Origin of the sequence: Mesorhizobium sp. (assembly GCF_004963255.1) — a bacterium.
Taxonomy (GTDB): Bacteria; Pseudomonadota; Alphaproteobacteria; order Rhizobiales; family Rhizobiaceae; genus Mesorhizobium.
In genome coordinates this window covers 85,832-110,527 of sequence record NZ_SUGA01000013.1, presented here as the reverse complement: position 1 = coordinate 110,527, position 24,696 = coordinate 85,832, and the positions used below count along the sequence as shown (strand labels likewise).

Here is a 24,696-nt window from a genome sequence, read left to right as displayed (position 1 = left end):
CGATCAGAAGGACGGCCGCTTCAGCCCGGCCGCGAGGTAGGCGGAAGCTACAGTGTTCGCCATCAGCATGGCAATGGTCATCGGCCCGACGCCGCCGGGCACCGGCGTGATGGCGCCGGCGACCTTGGCCGCCTCGGCATAGGCCACGTCGCCGACCAGGCGGCTCTTGCCTTCACCCTTTTCGGGCGCCGGGATGCGGTTGATCCCGACATCGATCACGGTGGCACCGGGCTTCACCCAATCGCCCTTGACCATCTCGGGGCGGCCGACGGCGGCGACCAGGATGTCGGCGGTGCGTGCCAGCGCCGGCAGATCCCTGGTGCGGCTGTGGGCGATGGTCACCGTGCAGTTGGCGGCGAGCAGCAGATTGGCCATCGGCTTGCCGACGATGTTGGAACGGCCGACGACGACGGCATTGAGGCCGGAAAGATCCTTGCCGCGCACGCGTTCGATCAAAAGCATGGAGCCCGCCGGCGTGCAGGGCACGAAGGCCGTGTCAAGCTCACCGGTGCCGAGCTTGCCGACATTGATGAAGTGGAAGCCGTCGACATCCTTCTCCGGCGCGATCGTCTGGATCACCTTGCCGGCGTCAATATGGCCGGGAAGCGGCAGTTGCACGAGGATGCCGTGGATCGACTTGTCGGCGTTGAGATCGCCGATGATCTTCAGCAACTGTTCCTCGCTGGTGTCGGCCGGCAGCGTATGCTGGAGCGAATGGAAGCCGCATTCCTTGGCGGTGCGCGATTTAGAAGCGACATAGACCTGGCTTGCCGGGTCTTCGCCGACGATCACCACGGCAAGGCCAGGCTTGGTGGCTCCCTTGGCCGACAGCTCCGCGGTCAGAGCCTTGACCTTCGAAACCACGTCCTCGGCGACACTCTTTCCATCAATCACTTCGGCCATCACCAACCCTCAGCTTCGCTCCGAGGCCGATGCATGGCCTCATTCCTCGATCGGCATTGTCGATCCGCCAAAGCGAGACGCTTGCGGCCGAAATGCAGCGCGGCATTTTCACGAAAATTCGACAGGGCAATCCCGTCAAAGCGTCGTCTGATGCCGTAAACCCGAAACCGGCAGCTTTTATCGAACCGCGAGCGATCAAGAAATGTGGAGTGTCAATAATATGACGCTTCAGAAATAGCGACGGCGCGAGCGGCTTTCGGTCAGCTCGCGAACCGCCTCGCGGAATTCGCGCAGGCTGGCGCGGATCTCGTCGATCTCACCCTGGTCGGCCGACGATAGGCGGGCGTCGCCCGGGACTGGCGGTTGCGGATCATAGGAGGCGGGCGATGCCGAATAATGATCTTCGTACGGGTCGGTCCGGCCATGGGCCGGCCGATAAGAATAGGAATAGCCCTGCTCGTATGGCGGCTGAATATTCTGCCGCGCCGAGGTTTCAGCCCCAGGGTAGCGTTCCTCCCGGCTGGGCGCGCGCCAGGCGCTTTCGGGCGGCACAGTGTCCAAATCCACCGTTTCAGCCGGCTCGCGGCGCGCGAAATAGCGGAGCGCCGAGGCAAGCGACCCGAAAAGCCCGGGACGGACTGCGTCATTGTCCGGCATCGGTGGCGGTGTGACGGGTTGGACCGCAGGCTGCGCAGCCACCGACGCAGGCTGAGGGGCCGGAGGCGAGGCAGGCGGCGGTGTGTAGGATGCGGCCGGCGGCGGCGCGAATGACGGCGGCGGCGCGACAGACGCGGCTGGGGGCGACGGGGTGAATGACCGAGCCGGAGGCGGAGCGGAAGGTGGGGCCGGCGGCGTCACAATCGGTGGCGGTGGTGGCGGAGCGGCCCTGTCGGAACTGTTTTCCACCATTGGAACACGCTCATTGACACGGCGACGAGAACGGCTATCGGCCGTCTCGCGCAGGCTCGCATAGACGCCGCGCAATCCGCCAAGGCCGATGCCGGCGAACAGGCCGGCAAACAAACCGGCCAAGGCCATCACGGCGCGCGACGGACCCTTGGCTTGCAGCGGCGCATAGGCCTCCGAAATGACGCTGATATTGGCGGTGTTGATGTCCTTCTGCTCGCCGGTTTCCTTGGCGCGCAGCAGGAACTGCTCGTAGACGGAACGCTTGGCGGCCGCCTCGCGCTCCAGCTCGCGCAGCGAGACGAGGTTGTTGTTGACGTCGCCGCTCTGCACCTTGGCCTGCGCCAGGCGCGAGGAAAGGTCCTGCTCGAGCTGGACGGAGCGCTTGAGGTCGACCTGCAGCGAAGACGCGATGCGCTGCAGCTCGGCGCTGATGCGCTCGCGCGCGCCGGCAAGCTGGGCATTCAGCGCCTCGATCTCCGGATGGCGCGGCCCGAGCTTGACCTCGGCGCGGTCGGCTTCCTGCTTCAGGGCAGCATATTGCGAGCGCAGCTCGCTCATCATGTTGGAGTTGATTTCCTCGGGCAACGTGCCGCTGAGGACCGAATTGACGTTCAGCGAGCGTGCCGAAGCAGCGCGTGCATTGAGCTCCAGCGTGCGGGCGCGGGCGACGGAAAGCTGCTCGTTGAGCTTCAGCATCTGGTCGTCGCTGATCAGGTGACCCTGCGCGTCGACGAGGTCGTGGGTTGCCCTGTAATCCTCGACGTTGCGTTCGGCCGTCTCGACACCCTTGCGCAATTCGTCGAGCCTGGCGGTAAGCTCGTCATTGGCGCGGCCCGCGGTGCTCGACTGGATCTCGCTGGAAATCTGCTTGAAAGCCTTGACCATGGTGTTGGCGATCAGCGCGGATTTCTCGGCGTTCTGCGTCGTGGCGCTGACCGAGACCACGAAGGTCTTGCCGCCACGCTCGACGTCGAGGCTGTCATACAGTTTGCCGACCGCGAGCGCGCGCTTGCGCGCTTCGTCCGCGGCACCCGCATCCTGCCGCGACAGGATCGAGCGGAGCGTCGAGATCAGGCCGAAGCCGCCGCTGCCCTGGCCGTTGAATTCAGGATCGTTGGTGAGGTTGAGATCGGTGACGACCTTGTTGAGGACGGTGCCCGACGTCAGGATGCGGACCTGGTTCTCGACGATGGCAAGCGTCGCATCCGAGGCGACCACGTTCTGCGTCAGGTCTCGGTCGGTGAGCTTGAGGTCGCGCGGATCGACGATGACGTCGGTGGTGGCCTCATATTTCTTCGGCGTCGACAAGGCGATGGCGACGCCCAGGGCGGCGCCCAGGATGGTCGTCGACAGGATCAGCGCCTTGGATCGCGTGATGCCGTGCACGACCTGCATCGGGTCGATCAGCGGCTTCCACTCCTGGGAATCGTCGGCGGCGGATGGCCGGCTCGACTGAGGTTCGGGGGCAGCTTGCGGCTGCTGGCCCCGCGCCGGGGCTTCATAGGACGGCCCGGGCGATGCGGACTTATTTCTTCCGCGCCAGTCATGTTCGGTCTCGACCGGCTCGGATTCCGCTTGTCCCTGATCGCGGCCAAACTCGCCGGTATCATCGGGCCGCGGATTCAACTTCCCTTCGCGCTCGGAACGCGCGGCGCGATGGCGCGCCGCGGCGTCCTCGCGCCAGGAGGAATTGGCCCGGTCGCCGATCGAAACCGTGTTGTCGTCGCCACGCATGGCCTGGCCGAGCGCCAGCAGAGAACGCTCGCGCCTCCAGTCATCACGGTTATCCCTGTCGACCATTGTCCTGGAACTTGCTCTCTGACGGCTTGGGCGCGGCGGATCGGCCAATCGTTAAGCCACGCTAAACGGGCATAGGAAACAAACGGTTAATTTTGCACCCGGGCCAACACGGTTTCTCGCCTTGCTCGCGGCATTCCGGCGCCGCCAACACAGGCGCCAGAACGCCGCGTTAAACTTTCCAGCCTATCAATCGCCCGACATGACCCAGGCCAGCGACATGCCGCAAAGGCGGAGCTTCGCGCGGATCGGCCACTTCGTGGCCACCCGCCGGAAACTGGTATTCGACTATCTCTCGGCGATCAGCGGCGCCGGCGGCCGGCTGGTGTTCTCGCTCGCCTATTTCGTCGCCTTGGCCAACACGCTTTCGATCGCCGAGTTCGGCATGTTCGCGACCGCCTCGGCCGCCGGCATCATGCTGTCACGCATCCTCGCCTTCGGCTTCATCTCGGCGCTCTACCGCACCGCCACGATCCGCCCCAACCTGATCGGCACATTCACCGCTGGTTTCCTGCTTCTCGGCGTGTTGTCGCTGCCGTTCCTCGCCGCCGCATCCTACATCGTGTACTTGGTCTTCTTTGCCGGCACCGTGCCGCTGTCGGCCTTTGCAGCGATCGTCTTCGCCGAGGCGCTGTTGTGGCGGCCGGTCGAGGTGGCGCTGATCGTCAACAACGGGCTCGGCAAGTTCGGGCGCGCGGCAGTGCTCGCCATCCTGGCGACGGCGCTCAGGGCAGTCGGCGCGATCCTGTTCATGCTTGCCGCGTCGCATACGATCGGCGTCTGGTCGCTGTTCTACATCGGCGCCAATGCCGCTTCGCTGATCGTCGCCTTCGTCTTCTTCTACCCACGCCAGCGGCTGAGGCTGCGCGCCGAGCTCTATTTCCGGCGGCTTGCCGATTCCATCTATGTCGCGGGCTCCGAAGTGCTGTTCTACCTGCAGATGGAGTTCGACAAGCTGCTGGTGCTGTCGATCGGCGGGCCGCATCTGGCCGGCATCTACGCCATCATCATGCGGCTGGTCGATCTCACCGCGATCCCGATCCGCACATTCTCGATGATGCTGGTGCAGCGCATGATGCGTGCGCCGGAGTTGCTCTCGCGGCTGGCGGTGAAGAGCGGCATCGAAGGCGGCGTGTTCCTGGTCTCGACGCTGGCGCTGGCGTCGCTCGGCATCGTGCTGCATTTCTTCCCGAATGCGCTCGGCAGGAACGTCGCCGAGGCGGCACCGCTGGTGGCGCTGGCGGCCTGCGTGCCGGGGCTGCGCAACCTCGTCGAATACCAGGCCGAGCTGCTCTTCGCGCGCGGCCAGACGGCGGTGCGTGCGATCAATCTCGGCCTGCTTGCCGGATTGAAGGCAGTGCTGTTGACCTATGTGCTGACAACCATCCCCGACACGGCCAATCTGGTCCTGTCGCTCAACATCGTCTTCCTGCTGCTTTATCTTGCCTCGACATTGTTGACCTATTCGGCGATGCGCCGGCCGGCCAAAGCGATCTGAGCCTTACGCAGCAAGCCCGATCAGGCGGCGGATACGGCCGATGTCGGTACCGATGAAGGACTGCATGCCGATCGCCACCTGTTCCGGCGCCATGGTGTCGACGAAACGGCGGAACTGGTCATCCGAGAGCGGCGCGCCGTTCCAGTGGACGCGGCAGAACTCCTCCGAGCCGTGGAAATGGCCGGCACCGTCGAGCACATCGTCGACGTAGCGGCCATAGATCATGCATTCGGAGAATTTTCGCGCCGAACCGACCACGCTGACCCATTCGCGGCCATGCACCTTCTCGATGCGCTCGCACATTGCGTTGACCGTCTCGCGGCGCCAGGCGATCAGCGTCGAGATGTAGTCGTGGCTCGATGGGTTGGCGGATTCGATGCCGAGTGCTGTGCCGGCATTGCGTGACCAGATGCGATGCTCGTCATGGCCGTCGTTCGACAGGACGCCGTCGCGCCGGAACAGCCGCACCTTGCCGTCGCGCCAGAAGGCGTCCGCGTCGAACGGTTTCAGGAAGGCGACATCGGAATCGCAGAAGACCAGCACGTCTTCCCTGGTGTGGCCGGCAATGGCGATGCGGCGCAGCTGCTGCACATGCCAGCCGCGCAGCGGCTGTGTTTTCAGGCTCAGCCAGATGCGCCGGCGGAAACCGCTCAGCGGATCGTCGAACGCGCGCAGCCAGCGCGGCAACAGGTCCCGCTCGTCGACAACGCTGCGGCGGCCGGATTCCAGCTGGCGAAACAACGCGACGTCGCGATGTTCGGTCAGGATGTAATGATGCGCCATGCCGGCGACGTGACTGTCGATGGTTTCGCACAAAAGCCGGCAGCGTTCGAAATCGGGTGCGTAGCTTGCCGTGACGATCGCGGCCAGGGGTATGCGCGGCAGCGGTTCGATTGCGGTGGACGTATCCGGCACGAAGCGGCTGTTCACCGGCGTGCCCCCAGCGGTCGCGGCCCGAGCGACAGCTTCTGCTTGACGACACGCCACAGGAAGAGCGGGTTGCCGACGATGTAGCGGCGCCACAGGCGGCCGGGTTCGATCCACAGGCGGAACAGCCATTCGAGCCGCAGCCGGCGCAGCCATAGCGGCGCGCGCGGCACCGAGCCGCTCATGAAATCGAGCAGCGCGCCGACGGCGACCGGCAGCGTGCAATGGCGGCTGTCGATGTGGCGCTCGATCCACAATTCCTGGCGCGGCATGCCCATCGCCACAAGCAGCACGTCCGGCCGCAGCCTGGCGATGCGCTCGAGGATCGCCGGCTCCTCGGCGGCGGAGAAGAAGCCGTCATGGATGACGACGAAATTGTGCTGCATGGCGAGCGTCGACAGCTTCGCGCATGCGGCTTCGGCATTGGCGCGCGTCGTGCCGAGCAGCGCCACCGTCAGCGGATGCGATGAGGCCTGCAGGAAGGCAGGAATGAAATCGGTGCCGTTGAGGTTGCTGGGGAAAGGCGCGCCGTAAAGCAGCTTTGCCGCCATGTCGACGCCGACGCCATCGGGAAGGATGAGGAAGTTTTCCAGCGCCTCGGCAAAGACCGGATCGGTGCAGGCAAGATTGGCATTATGGGCGTTGAGGAAGCTTACCTTGGTGAAGCGGCGCTCGTCGATCAGCCTGGTGAGCAAGGCGATGGCCTCGTCCCAGCGTATGGCAAGCACCGGAATGCCCAGGATGGTCTTGAGCGTATCGAAGCCGAAGGCGGCGCGCGCGGTGTGCATGTTCATGCGGCGGCCTCCTGCCTGACGGCGCCGAGCTTCTCCAGGCCAAGCCCAATCGCGGCGTCGAGCGCCTTGAGCTGGCGGCGGTGGAAGGCGCTGCCATCGACGTCCCGGACATTGGCGGCGGCCGCCTGGAGGGCGGCGGCGAAAGCGATCGGATCGTCGGTCACCACGCAGTTGTCGGGACGGTAGCCGATGCCGCGCAGCGAGCGGCTGGTGGCGACGGACGGCAGTCCGAGCTCGAAGGTCTCGATGGTCTTCAGCTGCACCCCGCTGCCGGCGGTGCTGATCAGGGGAATAACGGCGGCGCCGCGCACGAAGGCCTGCGCGTCCGGAACCCTGCCGACGAAGGAGACGCCCGGATGCGCCGAGCTGACGCTTGCAGGCACGTTGCCGGCGATCTTGACGCGGAAATCCGGCTTCAGATGCGGCACGACCTTGGTCAGGAACCAGTCGAGCCCGATGCGGTTGGGCTGCCAGGTCCAGGTGCCGATCAGCGCGGCGTCGCAATCGATATGTCGCGTCGCCTTTATCGGCGCCTGCGCGCGGGTCACCAGCGGCAGCACCGCCGAGCGTGTGCCGGAGGCGACGCCAAGTGCCGCGCGGTCTTCCTCGGCCAGCGTGAAGACGAAGCGCGCGGCACCGCAAAGGCGCTCCTCGATGACCTTGAGCAGCCTGGCCTCGCGGCGGAACAGCCAGCGCTGCAGCGCGCTGCCGGCCGCGGCGGCGTTCTCCTCGGCCGAGCGATGCTCGACATTGTGCGCGACGAAGACGAATGGACGGTCGGCGAGAACCTTCTCGAACGCGCCGGCGAACTGCACCGAATTCAGGACATAGCCGTCAAAGGGACCGGCGCGTTCGATGGCGGCGCGGACTTGCGCCTCAGAAACGACGCGCAACTTGACCGACGAGAAGGTCAGGCCGGAGGAAACCGCCTTGCCCAGCCAGGCAAGTTTTTGCAGCGGCGAGGCGCTTTCGGTGCGGACCTCGACGGCGTCGAGCACGATGGTGTTTTGCGGATCGGACGGGGCCTTGCCCGGCCAGATGAAGCCGATCACCGTCACGCGCACGCCGGCGCGCCGCAGCGCATCGATGATCGCGGCATTGGCAATCTCGTAGCCCGAGGCGAGTGCGCCATCGGGCACGATCGATGTGGCGAACAGCAGATGCATTTCACCTATCCTTGGCTGCAGCCGGTAGCAAAACGCGGTGAAGCCTTGATTAAATGGCACCGTCAAAGGCCAAAGACCCGGCTTTTCCGACAGCCGGGCGAGAAGGTGATTAACGAAACGTTATCACCGCGATGCTATCGAGGGCTCGAACCCACGCTGCTCAAAAACGGGATGATCCCTTTGCCGTCCGACGCTTCTGTATCGATCGCAGGACGGTCGCCGGGGCTAGCCGCCGAGAGCGTCGAGGCGGTGGTGACGCTGCCGACCTTCAAGCGGCCCAAGCAGGTGCTGGAAACCCTGGCTTCGCTCAAGGCGCAGCGGACCGGCAGGCGCTTCGCCGTCATCGTCATGGAAAACGAGGCCGAGGTGCGCGAGGGCGCCAAGGCGGTGCTGCCGCTGTTCGAGAGCGGCGAGATACCCGGTCTGGTGATCATCGCGCATGAGCGCGGCAATTGCAGCGCCTACAATGCCGGCTGGCAGACGGCGATCCTGCAATTTCCCAACTTCAAGCACCTTCTGGTCATCGACGACGACGAGATCGCCGAGCCGAACTGGCTGGAGAGCATGTGCAAGGCGGCGGAGACGCTTCACGCCGACATCGTCGGCGGCCCGCAAGTGCCGGTGTTCGCCGATCCGAGCCACGCCCGATGGGCCGAGCATCCGGTGTTCGCGCCGCCCTACCGGGAAACGGGCCGCGTGCCGGCGCTCTATTCGTCCGGCAATTTGCTCGTGGGACGCAACGTGCTCAAGGCCATGGGACCGCCCTTCCTCGATCTCAGGTTCAATTTCATGGGCGGCGGCGATTCCGACTTCCTCAGCCGCTCCGCGCAGAAAGGCTTCGTGCTCGGCTGGTGCGCCGAGGCAAAAGTCAACGAGACCGTGCCGGCGCGGCGCGTCGAGGCCGATTGGATCCGCGCCCGCAGCCTGCGCAATGGCGTGATCTCGACGCTGGTCGAAAAGAAGAAACGCGCCGGCACGCCGCTTGCCGGCTTGAAAGTTTTCCTGAAGAGCCTGGCGCTGCTGGCAGCCTCACCGCTGCGCGGCGCCATCCGGTTGGCGCGAACCGGCTCGCTGACGACAGGCCTCTACCCGGTCTATGTCGCTCTCGGCCGGGTGCTTGCCGAATTCGGATATGCCAATGAGCAGTACCGACAGCCTGAGAAGAATTGAGCGCGCGCCGCTCGGCGCCGCCTTCACCAGGGAAGGTGTGGCGACGGCGATCGCCGCGCTCCTGTTCACCGTCATCATGGTCTCGTTCCGGCCTTTCCAGCCGGCGGGCGCGGAACTGACCGGCGACGGCGGCGACATCGTCAACCAGCTCGGTTTCGGCTCGCTCGGCGCGGTCTCCATCTTCTCGCTGCTCGCCTTCGCCGATCCGCGCGTGGTTCGCTCGCTGGTGAGCCCCTCCTGGGCGCTGATGCTGGCCTTCTTCTTCCTGTCGGTGGTGCTCGCCACCGATCCGCCCGCGGCGATGCGCGCCGCCTCCTTCACCATGATCGGCATCATCACCATGGCGACGATCCTGGTGCTGCCGCGCGACGCCGAGTCCTTCGCCCGCGTGATCATCTTCACCGCCGTCGTGGTGATCGGCCTTTCCTATATCGGGCTGATCGTCTTTCCGCATGAGGCGCTGCACACCGCCGATTCGCAGGAGCCGGAGCATGCCGGCCTGTGGCGCGGCGTCTTCACGCATAAGAACATCGCCGGGCCGGTGATGGCCTGTTTCAGCTTCGCCGGGCTTTATCTGTTCCGGCGCGGCCAGCGCTGGTGGGGCGCCGGCATCTTCGGCGCGGCAATGATCTTCATGCTCCACACCGGCTCCAAGACGACCGCCGGACTTGTGCCGTTCTCGATCATGATCGTCGTGCTGCCCAGCCTCATCGGCATGCGGCTCGGCACGCCGATCCTGTTCGCGCTGGCGATCGTCGCGACCGCGGTCGGCACGCTCGGCATCGTCTTCATCCCGCCGGTGAAGCATCTGGCGGCGATCTATTTCCCCGATCTCACCTATACGGGACGCACGACGCTTTGGGAGTTCGCCGGCGAGATGCTGGCGAAGAAGCCGTGGACCGGCTACGGCTACGAAAGCTTCTGGGGGACGCCGCTGCTGCTCAATCAGGACCAGCCCTTCGACAGGCCCTGGGATATCCGCACCATCGTGCATGGCCATGACGGTTATCTCGACATCGCCGTGCTGATGGGCATCCCGGCGCTCTGCGTCGCCGTCTACACCTTCCTGGTCGCTCCTTTGCGCGATTACATGCGCATCCCGCCGCGCAAGGAGAACATCTTCCTCGGCGACTTTTTCATGATGGTGGTGCTGTTCACGGCGCTGAACGGCTTCCTGGAAAGCTTCTTCTTCCATCGCGGCGATCCGGTCTGGCTGTTTTTCGTTCTCGGCGTGCTTGGCCTCAGGCAAGTTTCGCTGCGGCCGATCCCGGTTCGCCTGTCGCGATAGAGCGTTTCACCATTTCACCGGAACGGCGAACTCCTCTATCTCCGTCCTGACGCAATTGCGTGCCGAAAGCCGCTCGCCCTTCCCCGGAATTGCGCTCAGTCCTGGACGATCGATCTTCCTCACGCTGGGCTTTTCGCTGGCCGCGCAAGCGTCTAAGGAGAGCCATGCTAAGGAGATTTTGATGACGATCAGGCTCGTTCTCGCCGGCTGCGGCAATATGGGTTACGCCATGCTCTCGGGCTGGCTGAAGTCCGCAAGGCTCGAGCCGTCGGCGGTGTTCGTGGTCGAGCCCAACGCGGAACTGCGCCAGCGGGCCGAACATCTCGGCTGCCGCGTTTCCGCCGACGCCGAGGCCATACCGGCCGATGCCGCGCCGGACCTCGTCGTCATCGCGGTAAAACCGCAGGTGATCCGCGACGTGACGGCGCAGTACAAGCGCTTCGGCGATGGCAGGACGACTTTCGTCAGCATGGCCGCCGGCACGCCGGTCGCCACCTTCGAGGAAATCCTGGGCGAGCTCGCGCCGGTCATCCGCTGCATGCCGAACACGCCGGCCGCGATCGGCAAGGGCATGATGGTGGTGTTTTCCAACCCGCTGGTTTTCGACGACGTCCGGCGCTTCGTCCTTGAGCTGCTTTCGGCAAGCGGTGTCGTGACGACGATCGACGACGAGGGCCTGATGGACTCGGTGACGGCGGTCTCCGGCTCCGGCCCGGCCTATGTCTTCCACTTCATCGAGGCGCTGACGGTTGCGGCCGAGAAGGCCGGCCTGCCGGCCGAGACCGCGAAGCTGCTCGCCATGCAGACCGTCTTCGGCGCCGCCTCGCTCGCCGCTGAAAGCGACGAGGAGCCGGGCGTGCTGCGTCAGCAGGTGACCAGCCCGAACGGCACGACCGCCGCCGCGCTTGCCGTGCTGATGGGCGGCGACCGCCTGACGAAGCTCGTCACCGAAGCCGTGGAAGCGGCGCGGCTGCGGTCGATAGAACTCGGCAAGTAGCACTCCGACAAACAGTCCAGCCTGGGATGCGCCAAATCCGCGAGGCCTGATCGACGATTGCCATATCGGCTAACCGGTTTCCCAAACAATCGGTGGGGTTTCCCTTTGGCCCAAAGGATTGCCGATTGACTTTGGCATAGACCGCCCAGATAAAACTTTCGTTCGCTGACAAAGGCAAATGTTCACTCATCTTGACTGAGCATTCCGTCCTCGCCGGCGAGTGGGGAGTGCCTTGGCCGGGAGGGTCGAGGCGTCATTGAGTTGCGGGCATCATTCACGCTTCGAGCCGAAGCCGATGCCCCTGGGGAGGTAGAATGGACACCATACTTGCAGGCTTAAAGGGAGCCATCGACACGCTCGGCGCGACTGTGCTCTTGCCGATCGTCATTTTCATCATCACCGTGGTCCTTGGAGCCAAGGTCAGCAAGGCATTCCGCGCCGCCATCACGATCGGCGTCGCCTTCATCGGCATAAACCTCGTGCTCGGCCTGATGTTCACCTCGATCGGCGACGTGGCCAAGGCGATCGTCACCAACACCGGCATCCATCGCGACATCATCGATGTCGGCTGGCCGTCGGCCGCCGCGATCGCCTTCGGCTCGTCGGTCGGCCTTTGGGTCATCCCGGTCGGAATCCTCGTCAACATCGCGCTTCTGCTCACGCGCATGACACGCACGCTCAATGTCGACGTCTGGAATTTCTGGCATTTCGCCTTTGTCGGCTCCCTGGTCGTCGCCGCCACCAACAATCTGGCCTACGGCATCATCATCGCCGCGCTTGTCGCGGCACTTGCGCTGCTCTTCGCCGACTGGTCGGCGCGCGCGGTGCAGCAGTTCTACGGCGTGCCCGGCATTTCCGTGCCGCATCTCGCCTCGGCGCAGATCCTGCCGATCGCCATCATCCTCAACTGGATCATGGATCGCATTCCGGGCATCAACCGCATCAACATCAGCACCGAAACCATCGAACGCCGCTTCGGCGTCTTCGGCGAGCCGGTGATACTCGGGCTGATCATCGGCCTGGTGCTCGGTCTGATCGCCTTCTACAACGCCGGCGATCTCGGCACGGTGCTGGCCAAGGTGCTCGGCACCGGCATGACTCTGGCGGCGGTGATGCTGCTCCTGCCGCGCATGGTGAAGATCCTGATGGAAGGCCTGCTGCCGGTTTCGGACGCCGCGCAGGAATTCGTGCGCAAGCGCACCGGCGACCGCGAGTTGCTGGTCGGGCTCGACTCCGCCATCCTGATCGGCCACCCCGCCGCGATCTCGTCGTCGCTGATCCTGGTGCCGATCGCGATCATCCTGTCGATTATCCTGCCCGGCAACCGCGTCATCCTGTTCGCCGATCTTGCGGTCATCCCCTTCATCGTCGCGATGACCGCACCGCTGGTCAGAGGCAATGTCTTCCGCATGGTGGTCATCGGCACGGTGACGCTCGCCGTCGGCTTCTACGTCGCCAACGCGCTGGCGCCGCTGTTCACAAGTGCTGCCGTCGCGTCCGGCTTCAAGCTGCCGGCGGATGCGCTGCAGATCACCTCGGTGGTCGACGGCTTCCTCTGGGTTCCCTATGTGATCATCGAAGCGATCCAAGGACTCGGCGTGATCGGCATCGTCGTCATCGCAGTGGTCATCGCGGCGTTGTTCCTGTTCTACCGCCGCAATCCGCTCGGCTGGGAGCGCGCGGCAGGCGCCGAGGACGAGCCGGTCGAAGGCACTGTCTGAACTGAACCGGGCCGCCTTACCTGAAACCATCGTGCGCCCCGAAACCGATACGGCGGGGCGCACGGTCCGCATCGATGGAGCAACCCTTGTCGAACGGCCTGATCCAACTCCTGGACCCCGAGGCGGTCGTCCTTGGCTCCGACGCCTCGACCAATGAGGAGATCATCCGCATCCTGGCCTCCAGGCTGGAGGCGTTGGGCTACGTCAAGAGCAGCTACGCCGACGCCGTCGTGCGGCGTGAGATGACGATCCCGACAGGTCTGCCGCTGGAGCGCGCCGACAATGTCGCGGTTCCGCATACCGACCCCGAACATGTGCTGAAGCCGGGTGTCGCGATGGGCACGCTCAAGCGGCCCGTCACCTTCGCCAATATGGAAGATCCCGACGAGAAGCTGCCGGTGGGCCTCGTCTTCCTGCTTGCCATCAATGACAAGGACAAGCAGATTGACACGCTGCAGACCGTCATGGCCACCATCCAGAACCCCGCGGCGCTGGATGGCTTGAGGACGGCCAGGACCTTCGACGACGTCCGCGCCATTCTCGGCTGACAAAGGAAAGATCATGTCCAGACAGAAAACCATTCTTTTTGCCTGCGGCACGGGCGTCGCGACCTCGACCGCGGTCAATGCAGCGGTGACCGAAGCGATGAAGAAGCGCGGCCTCACCTTTCACGCGCAGCAGGCCAAGGCAACGGAAGTACCCGGACTGGCCGACAACGTCGATTTCATCGTTGCCACCACACCGATCTCGGCATCCGTGAAGAAGCCGGTGATCAAGGGGCTCCCTTTCCTCACCGGCATCGGCAAGGACAAGGCGCTGGACGAGATCGAGGCGGAGCTGCGCAAATAGAGCAGTTCCAGGAAAAAGTGTGAGCGGTTAAGTTCGGCGCCTTCGCCGTAACCTTCCGTCCGGAATTGCGTCAAAACAAAGAGATAGAGCCGGTTCAGACTGACAGGGCCGGCGAAGCGATCTTCGCTCCGTAGAGCATGTCGTCCTGCAGCCGGCGCAGGGCGTAGAGCCTCGTCGTCCTGTCCGGCGCGGCATTGTCCTCGGTCAACAACTCGCCCTTCTTCACCGGCTTCAGCACCTTGCCGCCTTCGAGCAAGCCGACCGGCACGGCGCGGCTTGCCCGGGCATCGCCAACGGTCATGGTCCAGGAGCGGTAGCAGGTCTCGCCGATGGCGTCGAAGGTCTCCCCGGCGGCAAGGTCGCGCTTGGCGACCGCGCAGACCTCCGCCACCGGCCTCGGCAGCGGCACCATGTCGGGCTTGCCATGGAGCATGATGCGGGCAGCGGTCAGCGGAACCTCCAGAGAAGTCAGGTGATAGGGCCGGAACAGGCCATAGTAAGGGCCCTTGCCGACATGGAGATCGTCCATGCGCTCGACGACGCGCGGATGCATCGCCTCGACGATGACGAAGACGCCAGGCGCCACGCCCTTGCCGATCGTGTAGTCGACGACGCCCTTCCTCGACAGGAGACCGCCATCCTCTTTTGGGATCAGCACCTTGGCCAGTTGATCGCGATCGGCCTTGGGGCCGTGCATGCCCGCGACGTCCGGGACCAGGCCGGTGGCATTGGCGATGGCGCACATCTCGACCATGGTCTTCGAGCCGTCGACGAACTCGACCAGCATGCGCGGGTTCATATTGCGGCGCTCCGCCTCTTCCCGGTAGTCGTCCGGAACGGCGTCATGGTTGAGCGGATTGTTCTTGCCCTTGCCCGCCGCGACGATGCTTAGCCCGAGCGCCGAGGCGAATTCGATCAGTTCCATGCAGCTTGACGGCTCGTCGCCGGCGCCGACGGAGTAGACCACACCCAGCCGGTCGGCCTGCTGCTTCAGGTAACAGCCGATGGTCACGTCGGCCTCGACATTCATCATCACCAGATGCTTGCCATGTTCCATGGCCATCAGATCGAAATCGGCTGCGACGCCCGGTTTGCCGGTGGCGTCGATGATCACGTCGATCAGCGGGTTGGTGACCAGCAACTCGTTCGAGGTGATGGCGATCCGGCCGTCTTCGATCGCCCGGGTGACCTTGGAGCCGGTTTCGGCTTCGGCGGCCATCGCCTCGTCGCCATAGGCGATGCGGATCGCCTCGCGGGCTGTGTGCGGGCGCCGCGTGGAAATGGCCGCGATCGATATGCCCGGCATCAGCATGCCCTGCGTCACCAGATCGGTGCCCATCTCGCCGGAGCCGATGACACCGATGCGCACCGGCCTGCCCTCGGCGGCGCGGCGGGCAAGATCGCGGGCAAGCCCGGTCAAGGCGATATTGGTCATGCAAGAAGATCCACTGCTTTTTGATCCGGCACGCAATACAGGGAACGATCACCGTTTGCCAACCAAACCAGCCGGACATGGCGATTTCTTGCGCATTGTTTGCAGAGCTGGAGCAGATTTCGCGGGAGCTTATGCGTGGCCATCCCACGATTCGCCATTTCTTTCATGCCATTAACCATACAGGGCTTTCCGAACGGGAAAAATCCCGGCGGGCGCCACCGGTTTCTGTGCCATTTTTGCTACAGGCTTTGGCCCTAATGCCCGGAATCGCACTTTTGAGGTGTGTCTAATCCATTATATGCTCACAACCGCGAAAAATCTGATAGATACTGGCCGAAAGCTCCGGTGGCAGGCTTGGGCAAATAAGCGCCAATAAAAATAAAATGGCGCGGGGATAGTCACGGGGTAGAAATGACCAGGACGGGTAATGTGACCGTCGGCTGGAGCCTTGCGCTTGCCGTCACGGTGTCGATGCTGGCTTGCGGTAGCGCCAGTGCACTCACACTCAAAGAAGCCGTTGCCGTCGCAGTGGAATCCAATCCGGAGATTGGCCAGGCGATCGAAAACCGCGAAGCGATCGAATTCGAGCTACGCCAGGCGAAAGGCCTTTATCTTCCGAGCGTCGATCTGGAAGCGTCGACAGGTGTTCGCCGCCTGGACAATGACACGCGGCGCGCGCTCGATGAGGATCACAAAGCCCTCTATCCGAACGAGGCCGACCTCACCGTCTCGCAGACGCTTTATGACAGCGGCGCGCGACGCGCGGAGCTGAACCGCCAGGCGTCGCGGGTCGACGGAGCCTCCTTCCGGGTTCTGGAGCGGTCCGAGTTCATCGGGCTCGCGGTGGTCCAGGACTATCTGGAATACATGCTGCAGGCTTCGATCGTGGCCGAGGCCAAGAAAAACCTTGGCTTCCATCAGTCCATCCTCAGCGATATCAAGCAAGGCATCGCAGGCGGCGCGCTCAATGACGCCGACCGGCAGCAGGCCGAGGAACGCCTTTTTGCCGCCAAGGCGCGGATGCAGGAGGCAACCGAAGAACTCGAGGCGGCCAAGATCCGCTTCTTCAAGAATGTCGGCAAGCCGCTGACCAGCCCATCGCGGCCGGCCGATGTCTCGGCCGCCCTGCCGCGGTCGCTGGACGACGCGATCGGGCTTGCCAGGCAGAACAATCCGCGTGTCCACATGGCCAACAGCGATATCGACGCCGCGGCCTCGCTGGTCGATGCGGCGCGGGCAAAATACGGTCCGACGATCTCCGCCGAGGGTGTTGCCCGCGGCGGGTACGATATCGATGGCGACAACGGCGACACCAGCGACCTGCAGGCTCGGGTGGTGCTGCGCTGGAATCTGTACCGCGGCGGCATCGACAAGGCCAACGAGCAGGAACAGATCCGCCGCACCAGCGAGCAGCGTCTTGCGCTGCACCAGGTGCTGCGCGAGATCGAGGAAGCCGTCCGCACCTCCTGGGACCGACGCTTCCGCCAGGCGGATCTCGCGAAGACACTGCGGCAGCAGGCGGCCACCAACGAAAAGCTTGTGGCGTCCTATCGCGAGCAGTTCAAGGTCGGACAGCGCTCGCTGCTCGATGTGCTCGATGCCCAGAACACGCGCTTCAACACCGCGACACTGGCCGACACGTCGTCCTACGCGTCGCTGTTCGCGGAATACCGGCTGCTGGCCGCGACCGGCGAATTGCTGAAGACGCTCAACATCCAGCCGGCCAAGCAGTCCGCGGCCTACGCTCGTGAGGAATTCGGTGTGCCGGCCACGGCCGATACCGAGACCTACGCGCGCACGCCGTCGGAGCAGAAGAACGATCTGCCGTTCGACATCCTCGCGCCGGTCAGGAAAAAGTAGCCGATGTAAGCATCGATCTCTGTTCCTTCGGGGCGGATCGTGAACCAGCAACCTCATATCTTGTCGCCCAAGGAGGCTTTCAAAGCCTGCTTCTGCGCTGTTGCGGCCTATCTCGGCAGGCCGAGCGCGGAAACGGTTCTGTTTGCCGGCGTGCCGATTTCGGAGACGCGCATCGAGCCGGATGAAATCCGCCACCTGGCCGAGCGCATCGGACTGGAGGTCCATGATTTCAGCCATCGCGATTTCCTGCGCGGCCGCTTCGATCTCCCGGCGATCGTCTTCCGCGTCAGCCAATTGCCGGTCGCGCTACTGGCGGAAATGGAGGGCGGGCAATATCTGACGGCGCCCCAGGAAAACGGCCGCACCACGATCGACAAAGCGGAACTCGCCGAGAACTACATCAGCGGCGGCACGTCCTTTTCGATCACCTATGCCAACACGGCCGAAGAGATGACCGTCGGCACGGCCGCGCGGATCGAAAGGCGCCACTGGCTGACCGGCACCATGGGGGCGTTCTGGCGCACCTACTCCAAGGTGGTGCTGTCGGCGGTCTTCATCAATCTTTTGGCGATCGCCTCGCCGATCTTCACCATGAATGTCTACGACCGCATCCTGCCGAACAAGGCGATCTCCACGCTTTGGGTTCTGGCGCTCGGCATCGGCGCGGCCATCCTGTTCGACCTGCTGCTCAAGACGGCCAGGGCGTCGCTGATCGACTATGCCGGACGCAAGGCGGATCTGCGGATATCCTATCTGCTGTTCGAAAAGGTGCTGAATTCCTCGCTTTCGGCCCGGCCCGGATCGACCGGTGAGTATGCAAACCGTGTCACGCAATACGAGTTCGTGCGCGAGTTCTTCACCTCGAACACCATCAGCGTCTTCATCGACACGATGTTCGTGTTCGTCTTCCTGGCTGTGATCTATGCCATCGGCGGCTGGCTGGTGATCATACCGGCGCTGGCTTTCATCATCTCCGTCATCGTCGGGCTGATAACGCAGCGGCGGATCGGCAAGCGGGTCGCGGCCTCGATGAATGAGGCATCCCAGCGCCAGGCCCTGCTGGTCGAATCCATTTCCACGCTGGAGACGATCAAGTCGCTGCGCGCCGAGGCCTACCTGCTGCGCAAATGGGGCGAGCACTCGAAGAACGCCGCCAACACCTCGGAGAAGATCAAGGAGCTCTCGGCGGCGGCAGGTAACATCACCGGCGCCATCCAGCAATTCGTGACAGTCGCCCTGGTTGTGGCCGGCGCCTATGCCTTCTCCGAGGGACAGGTCTCGACGGGCGCCATCATCGGCACCGTGATGCTCGCCGGCCGCGCCGTGGCGCCGCTCGGCCAGATCGCGATCACGCTTGCGCGTTTCCGGCAGGCCATGCTGTCGCTCAGGATCATCAACACGATCATGTCGCAGCCGGAGGACCGCCCCGACACGGTCGGTTTCGTCAACCGGCCGATCCGCAGCGGCGCGCTCGTCTTCAGGAATGTCGGTTTCGCCTATCCCGGCACGGAAAACGAGGTTCTGAGCGGGCTCAACATCACGGTCAGGCCCGGCGATCGGGTGGGCATCATCGGCCGCATCGGTTCCGGCAAGACCACGATGGGCCGGCTGATCGGCCGGCTTTTCCTGCCGACGTCGGGGGAGTTGCTTCTCGACGGCATCGACATCCGCCAATACCACCCGTCGGAGGTTCGCGCCGCGGTCGGCATCGTCGCGCAGGCCGGCGACCTGTTTTCGGGAACCATCAAGGAGAACCTCCTGATGGCGGCGCCGGAAGCGACCGACGAGGAGATCATCGACGCGGCGAAGGCCGCGGGCGTCGACGACTTCGTCTCGCGGCATCCGCGCGGCTACGACATGAATGTCGGCGAGCGCGGCACCAATCTCTCGGGCGGGCAAAGGCAGTCGGTGGCAATCGCCCGGCTGCTCTTGACGAAGCCGAAGATCGTCTTCCTGGACGAGCCATCGGGTTCGATGGACCTCGCCTCGGAACGGCAGTTGATCAAGCAGCTCAAGGTGGCGTTCGACCGCAACACGACGCTGATCGTATCCACCCATCGATACAGCATGCTGGAGCTGGCCGACCGCCTCATCGTCATCGAGCAAGGCCGCGTCGTCGCCGACGGGCCAAAGGAACAAGTCATCCAGGCACTGCAGAAAGGCAGTGCCTGACCGGAACGCAGACATGCTTGCAAGGGAAGACCGGCCACCTCTTTTCGCCTCGGCGTCCGTCTACATCGTCGGCGCCCTGTTCGTGTGCTTCACGGGCTGGGCATCCTTTGCCGAGGTGGACGAGATCGCGCGTGGCGAAGGCAAGGTGATACCCGCCTCGAAGACGCAGGTCATCCAGGCCAGCGAACCCGGCGTCGTGCAGGAGATCGCCGTCCAGATCGGCCAGACCGTCAAGAAGAACGACCTCATCATCCGTCTCGACAATTCGGGCAACACGTCGAGCCTGGGCGAGGAGAAGGCCAAGGCGCGAGCGCTGCAGGCACGCATCGCGCGGCTGCAGTTCGAGCAGAGTGGCAATGTCGAAGGGGCCTTCCCCTGCCCCACGGAAATCCAGACGGTCGCGCCGGAAATCTGCGACAACGAGCAAAAGCTGCTCGTCGCGCGGCGCGACAATTTCGAGGTCAAGCTGTCGGTTCTCAAATCGCGCCTCGACCAGCGCGAGAAGGAGCTGGACGAGGCCACCGCCAATTCAGACCGCCTGGCCAAGAGCCTGGCCGTGACCGACCAGGAAGCGGCGCTGGTCGAACCCATGGTCAAGAAGGGCCTGATGGCCAGGACCGAGCAGATCCGCGTCGAGCGCGAGCAGACCGACCTGCACGGACAGCTGGCGCTCGCCGGAGAAACCATCAAGAAGACCCAGGCGGCAATCACCGAAGCGCAGCTTCAGGTGAACGAGCTCGGCCTGCAATTGCAGCAGGAGGCGCTGAGCGACCTGACGCAGGCGCTGGCCGATCTTTCCGTCGTCGACGAGACCATCCGCGGCGCCACCGACAAGGTCGCGCGCACCGATATACGCTCGCCGGTCGACGGCATCGTCAACACGCTCGACGTCAACACGCTTGGCGCCTTCGTGCAACCGGGCGCGGTCGTAGCCGGCATCGTGCCAACATCCGAAACGCTGCTGGTCGAGGCTCGGGTTTCGCCGCGCGACGTCGCCTTCATCCAGCCGAACCAGGAGGCGCTGATCAAGGTCACGGCCTATGATTTCTCGATCTTCGGCGGCATCGAGGGCAAGGTCTCCAACATCACCGCCGATAGTCTCGTCGACCAGAAGACCGGCGAGCCCTATTATCAGGTGCGCGTCGCCACCGAGAAGTCGACGCTGACAAGGAACGGCAAGACCTATTCGATCATCCCTGGCATGATCTGCTCGGTCGACATCAAGACCGGACGCAAGACGATCCTCAACTATCTCTTGAAGCCGATCAACAAGGCGCGTCAGGAGGCGATGAGTGAACGATAGCGCCATCCGCCCGGACACTCCGCGCGAACGGCTGCTGCCGGCGCTCGCGGCGGAGGATTTCGGCCCGGAATTCCGCGTCGTGGCGCGCGGCGGCGTGCGTCGAGGCATCCGGCTCGAGCGCGCCTTCTGGGTGTCGCTGAAGCACATGGCGGAAAGCCGCAAATGCACGATCGGCATGCTGGTCGAGGAGATCGCGGAGCATCATCCCGACCAGGGCAACCTCACCTCGGCGATCCGGGTCGCCTGCATGCGCGGCCTCGCCGAGGAAAGCATGGAATTGCGCAAGCTCGCCTCGATCCGCACGATCAACGCGATCCTGGTCGCCTGCCCCTCGCCCGCCTTCGCCCTGTCGTCGTCGAAAAAAATCCTGGCCTTCAACACGCCGTTCCAGCAACTGGTCAGGCGACAGTTGCCGAGCGCGCCCGGAGAGGATGGGCGGCAGGATTTGAAGCTGGCGCTCGATCTCAACGTCACCGACATCTTCGCCAGGCTCGACGCCAATGGCGAAACGCCGGTCACCAGCGGCTTCGTCATCGGCGCCGGCGAGCGGCGCTATCGTGGCCAGCTCAGCGCCGTGCGCGCGCCTGTCGCCGAGCCGGAACTTCTGATGGCTTTCGTCTTCAACGGCTAGAGCCGGTCGGCCTACTGCTTCGATACGACAGTTGATTCCGGCGAGCCTTCGCCCGGAGCGACCGTCGCGAAGCCGCCGGCTATGTCGGCGATCTGCGCGCCTGACTTCGATCCGTGGATCCAGGCGCGATCGGTGCTGAAGGAATAGAGCGGAACATAGTCGGGCAGATCGCTGTCGCGCAGGACGGCGTTGCCCAGGCTGTCGAGGATGAAGGCGCCGCTTGCCGTGCTGACCGACAGGACTGCATGGAAGAACTTGCGGCGGCGATCCTGGAGCACCACCAGCGACATGCTCTCAGCCGGAATGCCGGCCCTGAGCAGCGCCGCCATCTTGAGTATGGCGAAGTCCTCGCAATCGCCGGCGCGATGCTCGAGGATTTCCGAAGGCTTTGCCCAATAGTCGAGCTTGCCGTAGACGACGCTGTCCTTGCGATAGGCGATCAGGCGGTTGATGCTTGAGTTGACGAAGGAGAGCTTGTCGCGAAAGCCCTTGCCCGCGGCAATGTCGATGATCTCGGAGAAAGCCGGGCTCTCATGGTCGCAAGGGCTACCCGCCGTGCAGTCGACGATGGCCTTGTAGACGGGAGCCCAGCGCGCCGCTACGGGGAAGTTGTGCATCGACAAGGCGACGGAGCCGAAGACACCGGGGATGATCGCGGCGGTATGGATCGGGTCGATGCCGGGTTCGGCCTTGGCGGCGAAAAGCGCTCCGACCTCGGCCGCCGGCGCGTAGCCAGCCGAAATGTCCGCGATCCGGTATGCGGCCGCCGGCTGCCAGGGCTGCGGCCGGGCCAGCGAAACGCCGCCGAGATTCGCCGGCGCAATCACCTTTTGCAGGGCCGGTTCCGGACCGGAATTCGCGCTGGCGGATGATGGATTTGCCAGGCCGGCAAGGCCGACAGCCAGCAAGAAAACCTTGATCCCCGTCATTCCCGGGGCTGCTTTTTGTATTTTCATAACGCCCACCTTTGACTGTGGACGCTACCAATCTTGTCTCAAATTATCGGAAAGGAAGGTGGGTAAGTTTCCGCGAATCACTCTATTCTATTTTGCGTCAAATTTTATTTAAATTTGTACTTCTATTTACCAAACCGACGCTGCGCGCCGCGGCCAATTCCGCATTCCTTAAGATCATACATAACCGCGTATATCTTTGCGATTTACCAAGTGCAAAAAATGCGATTCTCTACATATTTGAATATATGAAATAGCTTGAAGGTCTGTTGCAAAGTCCGGGCCTCACATGTCTCTTTCCGGGAAATGCCGGAGGGGCTTGAGCTATGACGACCAATATCGAATTCGACGCCGTTTCAAATTCCTGGAACGAGCACAGCAGCGCCGCTGAAAACCACAACTCGACGGGTGTCCAGGTCGCGCAGGCGACCACCGGCCAGGCGGCGAGCGAGCCGGTGCCGGTCGATGTCGGCAGCGGCGCGCCGGCGCAGGGCGCCGCAAACCAGCCGGCAGCCAATGCGAATGCCCCCGCCTCCAACGCTCCGGCTTCCAATGCCGCCCAAGGGAGCGCACCGGCCGCAAACGCGCCGGCGTCGAATGCAGCGGCCGCGAACGTGCCGCATGAATATCACGCCGAAGCCGGCAATGTCGTCAAGCTCCCGGCCAATGTCTCGATCGACAACATCAAGGTCGACGGGCACAACCTCGTGCTTCAGCAGCCCGACGGATCCGAGATCGTCATCAAGGACGGCGCGCTCAATGTACCGACCTTCATCATCGGCGATGTCGAGGTGCCGCGCGTGGCCCTGATCGCCGCCCTCGAGGCCAGCCATGTCGACGTCGCCTTCGGCGCCGACGGCTCGATCTCGGCCGGCGGAAATGGCGCGCCGGGTAGCGCCGGCGGAAACTTCTCGGTGCCTCCCGGCGGTATCGGCGACGGCTTCGGCCTGACCGCTCTGCTGCCGCCGACCGCATTGCAGTTCGGCCAGCCGGAGCACCGTGAGCTGTTTCCCTCTCTTGTCGACAGGGGCATTTCCGTCGTGGCGGTGTCGCTGCTCAGCCCGAGCGAGGCGGCCAGCGAAACCGGCTTGAACGGCGGGCCGCAGCAGTCGCCAGGCAGCGACGCGCCGAGTAACGCGGAAACGTCGAGCACCGGAACGATCACCATCGACGCGCCGGACGGCATCGGATCGATCGTCATCAACGGCGTTGCCGTCACGACCGTCGGACAGCAGATCCAGGGCCAGTTCGGCTACATCACCATCGTCTCGCTGAACACGAGCACCGGGGTGGTCGAATACAATTATACCGTCACCGAATCGGTCACGCATCCAAAACATACGGACGGATACGACCAGACCGACACGGTTCCGGACAATTTCAGCATCACTGTCACCGATTCCGACGGCGACACCGCCAGCACCACTTTTGCCGTTGCCATCATCGACGACGTGCCGACGGCGGTCGCCGATGTCGACAGCGTAGGGGCCGGCCAGCTCGGCCCGGCTACCGGCAACGTGCTGCTCGGCGGCACTGATGCAGGGGACAGCAACACCACGGACGGCGTCAAGGACGTGCAGGGCGCGGATGGGGCGAAGGTCGTCGGCGTCGCCAAGGGCACGACAAACGCCGATCTGGACGACGCGAGCACGCTCGACGTGCAGGTCCAGGGCGCTTACGGCAAGCTGACGCTCCACGCCGACGGGAGCTACACTTATGTGCGCGACGCCAACACGCCCGGCGGCGTCAACGACGTCTTCACCTATACAATCAAGGACGGCGACGGCGACACCTCGCACACCACGCTGACCATCGCGATCGGCAATTCGACGCCGGAGATCAGCGACCTCACGCCCGAAGCCAATGGCGGCGACACCGTCGTTTACGAAAAAGGCCTGCCGGCAAGCTCAGGATCTGAAGGTTCCGGCGAAGCACAGGATCCCGCACCGCAGACCGACCAATCCGAGATCAATACCGGGACGTTCAAGATCGCTTCGCCCGACGGCATCGCCTCGCTGTCGATCGAAGGTCACGAGTTCATCACCAATGGCGTGTTCACGGGCGGTTCCTTCACGACGGCGTTCGGCAACACGCTGACCGTGACCGGCTATGATGCCGGCACCGGCCAGGTCAGCTACACCTACACGCTCAACGACAATGAGGCGCACGACCCGGTTCAGGGCGCCAATAACCTGTTCGAGAGTTTCAACGTCACGCTCACCGATCTGGACGGGCAGAGCGACAACGGCACGCTGACCGTCAAGATTGTCGACGACGTGCCGACGGCGCATGCCGACACCAATAGCGTCTCGGAAGGCTCGCA

At 64.1% G+C, this 24,696-nt stretch carries 19 protein-coding genes; 12 read left to right on the top strand and 7 right to left on the bottom strand.

Annotation, left to right across the window (positions count from 1 at the left end):
• Positions 1-3: 3 nt before the first annotated feature.
• Positions 4-903, bottom strand: a complete 900-nt coding sequence (folD, locus tag E5X34_RS16225; protein ID WP_292566542.1) for a bifunctional methylenetetrahydrofolate dehydrogenase/methenyltetrahydrofolate cyclohydrolase FolD — start codon at positions 901-903, stop codon at positions 4-6.
• 228 nt (positions 904-1,131) lie between these two features.
• On the bottom strand, positions 1,132-3,612 hold the full coding sequence (locus tag E5X34_RS16220; protein ID WP_292566539.1) for a GumC family protein: 2,481 nt from the start codon (positions 3,610-3,612) through the stop codon (positions 1,132-1,134).
• Positions 3,613-3,811: 199 nt separating this feature from the next.
• On the opposite strand from E5X34_RS16220, the gene E5X34_RS16215 reads away from it, so the two are divergent.
• Positions 3,812-5,107, top strand: coding sequence for a lipopolysaccharide biosynthesis protein (locus tag E5X34_RS16215; protein WP_292566536.1), 1,296 nt, complete (start codon positions 3,812-3,814; stop codon positions 5,105-5,107).
• Positions 5,108-5,110: 3 nt separating this feature from the next.
• Here E5X34_RS16215 and E5X34_RS16210 read toward each other — a convergent pair whose 3' ends face one another.
• Genes E5X34_RS16210 through E5X34_RS16200 form a run of 3 tightly spaced genes read right to left on the bottom strand, consistent with a single transcriptional unit; the run spans position 5,111 to position 7,994 of the window.
• Entirely contained in the window at positions 5,111-6,037 is a 927-nt protein-coding gene (locus E5X34_RS16210; protein ID WP_292566533.1) for a DUF6492 family protein, read from the bottom strand.
• Positions 6,034-6,828, bottom strand: coding sequence for a WecB/TagA/CpsF family glycosyltransferase (locus tag E5X34_RS16205; RefSeq protein ID WP_292566530.1), 795 nt, complete (start codon positions 6,826-6,828; stop codon positions 6,034-6,036). Before E5X34_RS16205 ends, E5X34_RS16210 begins: the two co-directional genes overlap by 4 nt.
• A complete protein-coding gene (locus E5X34_RS16200) occupies positions 6,825-7,994 on the bottom strand; it encodes a glycosyltransferase family 4 protein (protein WP_292566528.1) in 1,170 nt (389 codons plus the stop codon). The genes E5X34_RS16205 and E5X34_RS16200 overlap by 4 nt, the downstream gene beginning before the upstream one ends.
• A 171-nt stretch (positions 7,995-8,165) precedes the next feature.
• Here E5X34_RS16200 and E5X34_RS16195 point away from each other — a divergent pair, with 171 nt between their 5' ends.
• From E5X34_RS16195 to E5X34_RS16170, 6 genes are all read left to right on the top strand, one after another.
• The gene (locus E5X34_RS16195; protein WP_292566526.1) at positions 8,166-9,164 is read left to right on the top strand and encodes a glycosyltransferase; all 999 of its coding nucleotides are present in this window, start codon (positions 8,166-8,168) and stop codon (positions 9,162-9,164) included.
• On the top strand, positions 9,133-10,452 hold the full coding sequence (locus E5X34_RS16190; protein ID WP_292566522.1) for an O-antigen ligase: 1,320 nt from the start codon (positions 9,133-9,135) through the stop codon (positions 10,450-10,452). Before E5X34_RS16195 ends, E5X34_RS16190 begins: the two co-directional genes overlap by 32 nt.
• A gap of 181 nt (positions 10,453-10,633) precedes the next feature.
• A complete protein-coding gene (gene proC, locus E5X34_RS16185; protein ID WP_292566519.1) occupies positions 10,634-11,449 on the top strand; it encodes a pyrroline-5-carboxylate reductase in 816 nt (271 codons plus the stop codon).
• 314 nt (positions 11,450-11,763) lie between these two features.
• The gene (locus E5X34_RS16180) at positions 11,764-13,170 is read left to right on the top strand and encodes a PTS transporter subunit IIC (protein ID WP_292566516.1); all 1,407 of its coding nucleotides are present in this window, start codon (positions 11,764-11,766) and stop codon (positions 13,168-13,170) included.
• Positions 13,171-13,256: 86 nt separating this feature from the next.
• Positions 13,257-13,718 (top strand): PTS sugar transporter subunit IIA, encoded by a 462-nt coding sequence (locus tag E5X34_RS16175; RefSeq protein WP_126062532.1) that lies wholly within the window; start codon positions 13,257-13,259, stop codon positions 13,716-13,718.
• A 13-nt stretch (positions 13,719-13,731) separates the two neighbouring features.
• The gene (locus tag E5X34_RS16170; RefSeq protein ID WP_126062533.1) at positions 13,732-14,019 is read left to right on the top strand and encodes a PTS sugar transporter subunit IIB; all 288 of its coding nucleotides are present in this window, start codon (positions 13,732-13,734) and stop codon (positions 14,017-14,019) included.
• Between the two features lie 94 nt (positions 14,020-14,113).
• Here the strand turns inward: E5X34_RS16170 and E5X34_RS16165 are convergent, their stop codons facing one another.
• A complete protein-coding gene (locus E5X34_RS16165) occupies positions 14,114-15,454 on the bottom strand; it encodes an NAD(P)H-dependent oxidoreductase (RefSeq protein WP_292566513.1) in 1,341 nt (446 codons plus the stop codon).
• Positions 15,455-15,865: 411 nt separating this feature from the next.
• Between E5X34_RS16165 and E5X34_RS16160 the strand changes: the two genes are divergently transcribed.
• From E5X34_RS16160 to E5X34_RS16145, 4 genes are read left to right on the top strand one after another with little or no spacing between them, the layout of a single operon-like run.
• Positions 15,866-17,314 (top strand): TolC family outer membrane protein, encoded by a 1,449-nt coding sequence (locus E5X34_RS16160; protein ID WP_082056267.1) that lies wholly within the window; start codon positions 15,866-15,868, stop codon positions 17,312-17,314.
• Positions 17,315-17,353: 39 nt separating this feature from the next.
• On the top strand, positions 17,354-19,486 hold the full coding sequence (locus E5X34_RS16155) for a type I secretion system permease/ATPase (protein WP_292566507.1): 2,133 nt from the start codon (positions 17,354-17,356) through the stop codon (positions 19,484-19,486).
• A 13-nt stretch (positions 19,487-19,499) separates the two neighbouring features.
• Positions 19,500-20,789 (top strand): HlyD family type I secretion periplasmic adaptor subunit, encoded by a 1,290-nt coding sequence (locus E5X34_RS16150; RefSeq protein WP_042640892.1) that lies wholly within the window; start codon positions 19,500-19,502, stop codon positions 20,787-20,789.
• Positions 20,779-21,420: a ribbon-helix-helix domain-containing protein gene (locus E5X34_RS16145; RefSeq protein ID WP_292566504.1), complete on the top strand. Its 642-nt coding sequence runs from the start codon at positions 20,779-20,781 to the stop codon at positions 21,418-21,420. Before E5X34_RS16150 ends, E5X34_RS16145 begins: the two co-directional genes overlap by 11 nt.
• 11 nt (positions 21,421-21,431) lie before the next feature.
• Here the strand turns inward: E5X34_RS16145 and E5X34_RS16140 are convergent, their stop codons facing one another.
• The gene (locus E5X34_RS16140) at positions 21,432-22,349 is read right to left on the bottom strand and encodes a transglutaminase-like cysteine peptidase (protein ID WP_366664881.1); all 918 of its coding nucleotides are present in this window, start codon (positions 22,347-22,349) and stop codon (positions 21,432-21,434) included.
• Positions 22,350-22,699: 350 nt separating this feature from the next.
• Here E5X34_RS16140 and E5X34_RS16135 point away from each other — a divergent pair.
• Positions 22,700-24,696 (top strand): VCBS domain-containing protein (locus tag E5X34_RS16135; protein WP_292566498.1); only part of this gene is annotated, 1,997 nt, incomplete at its 3' end.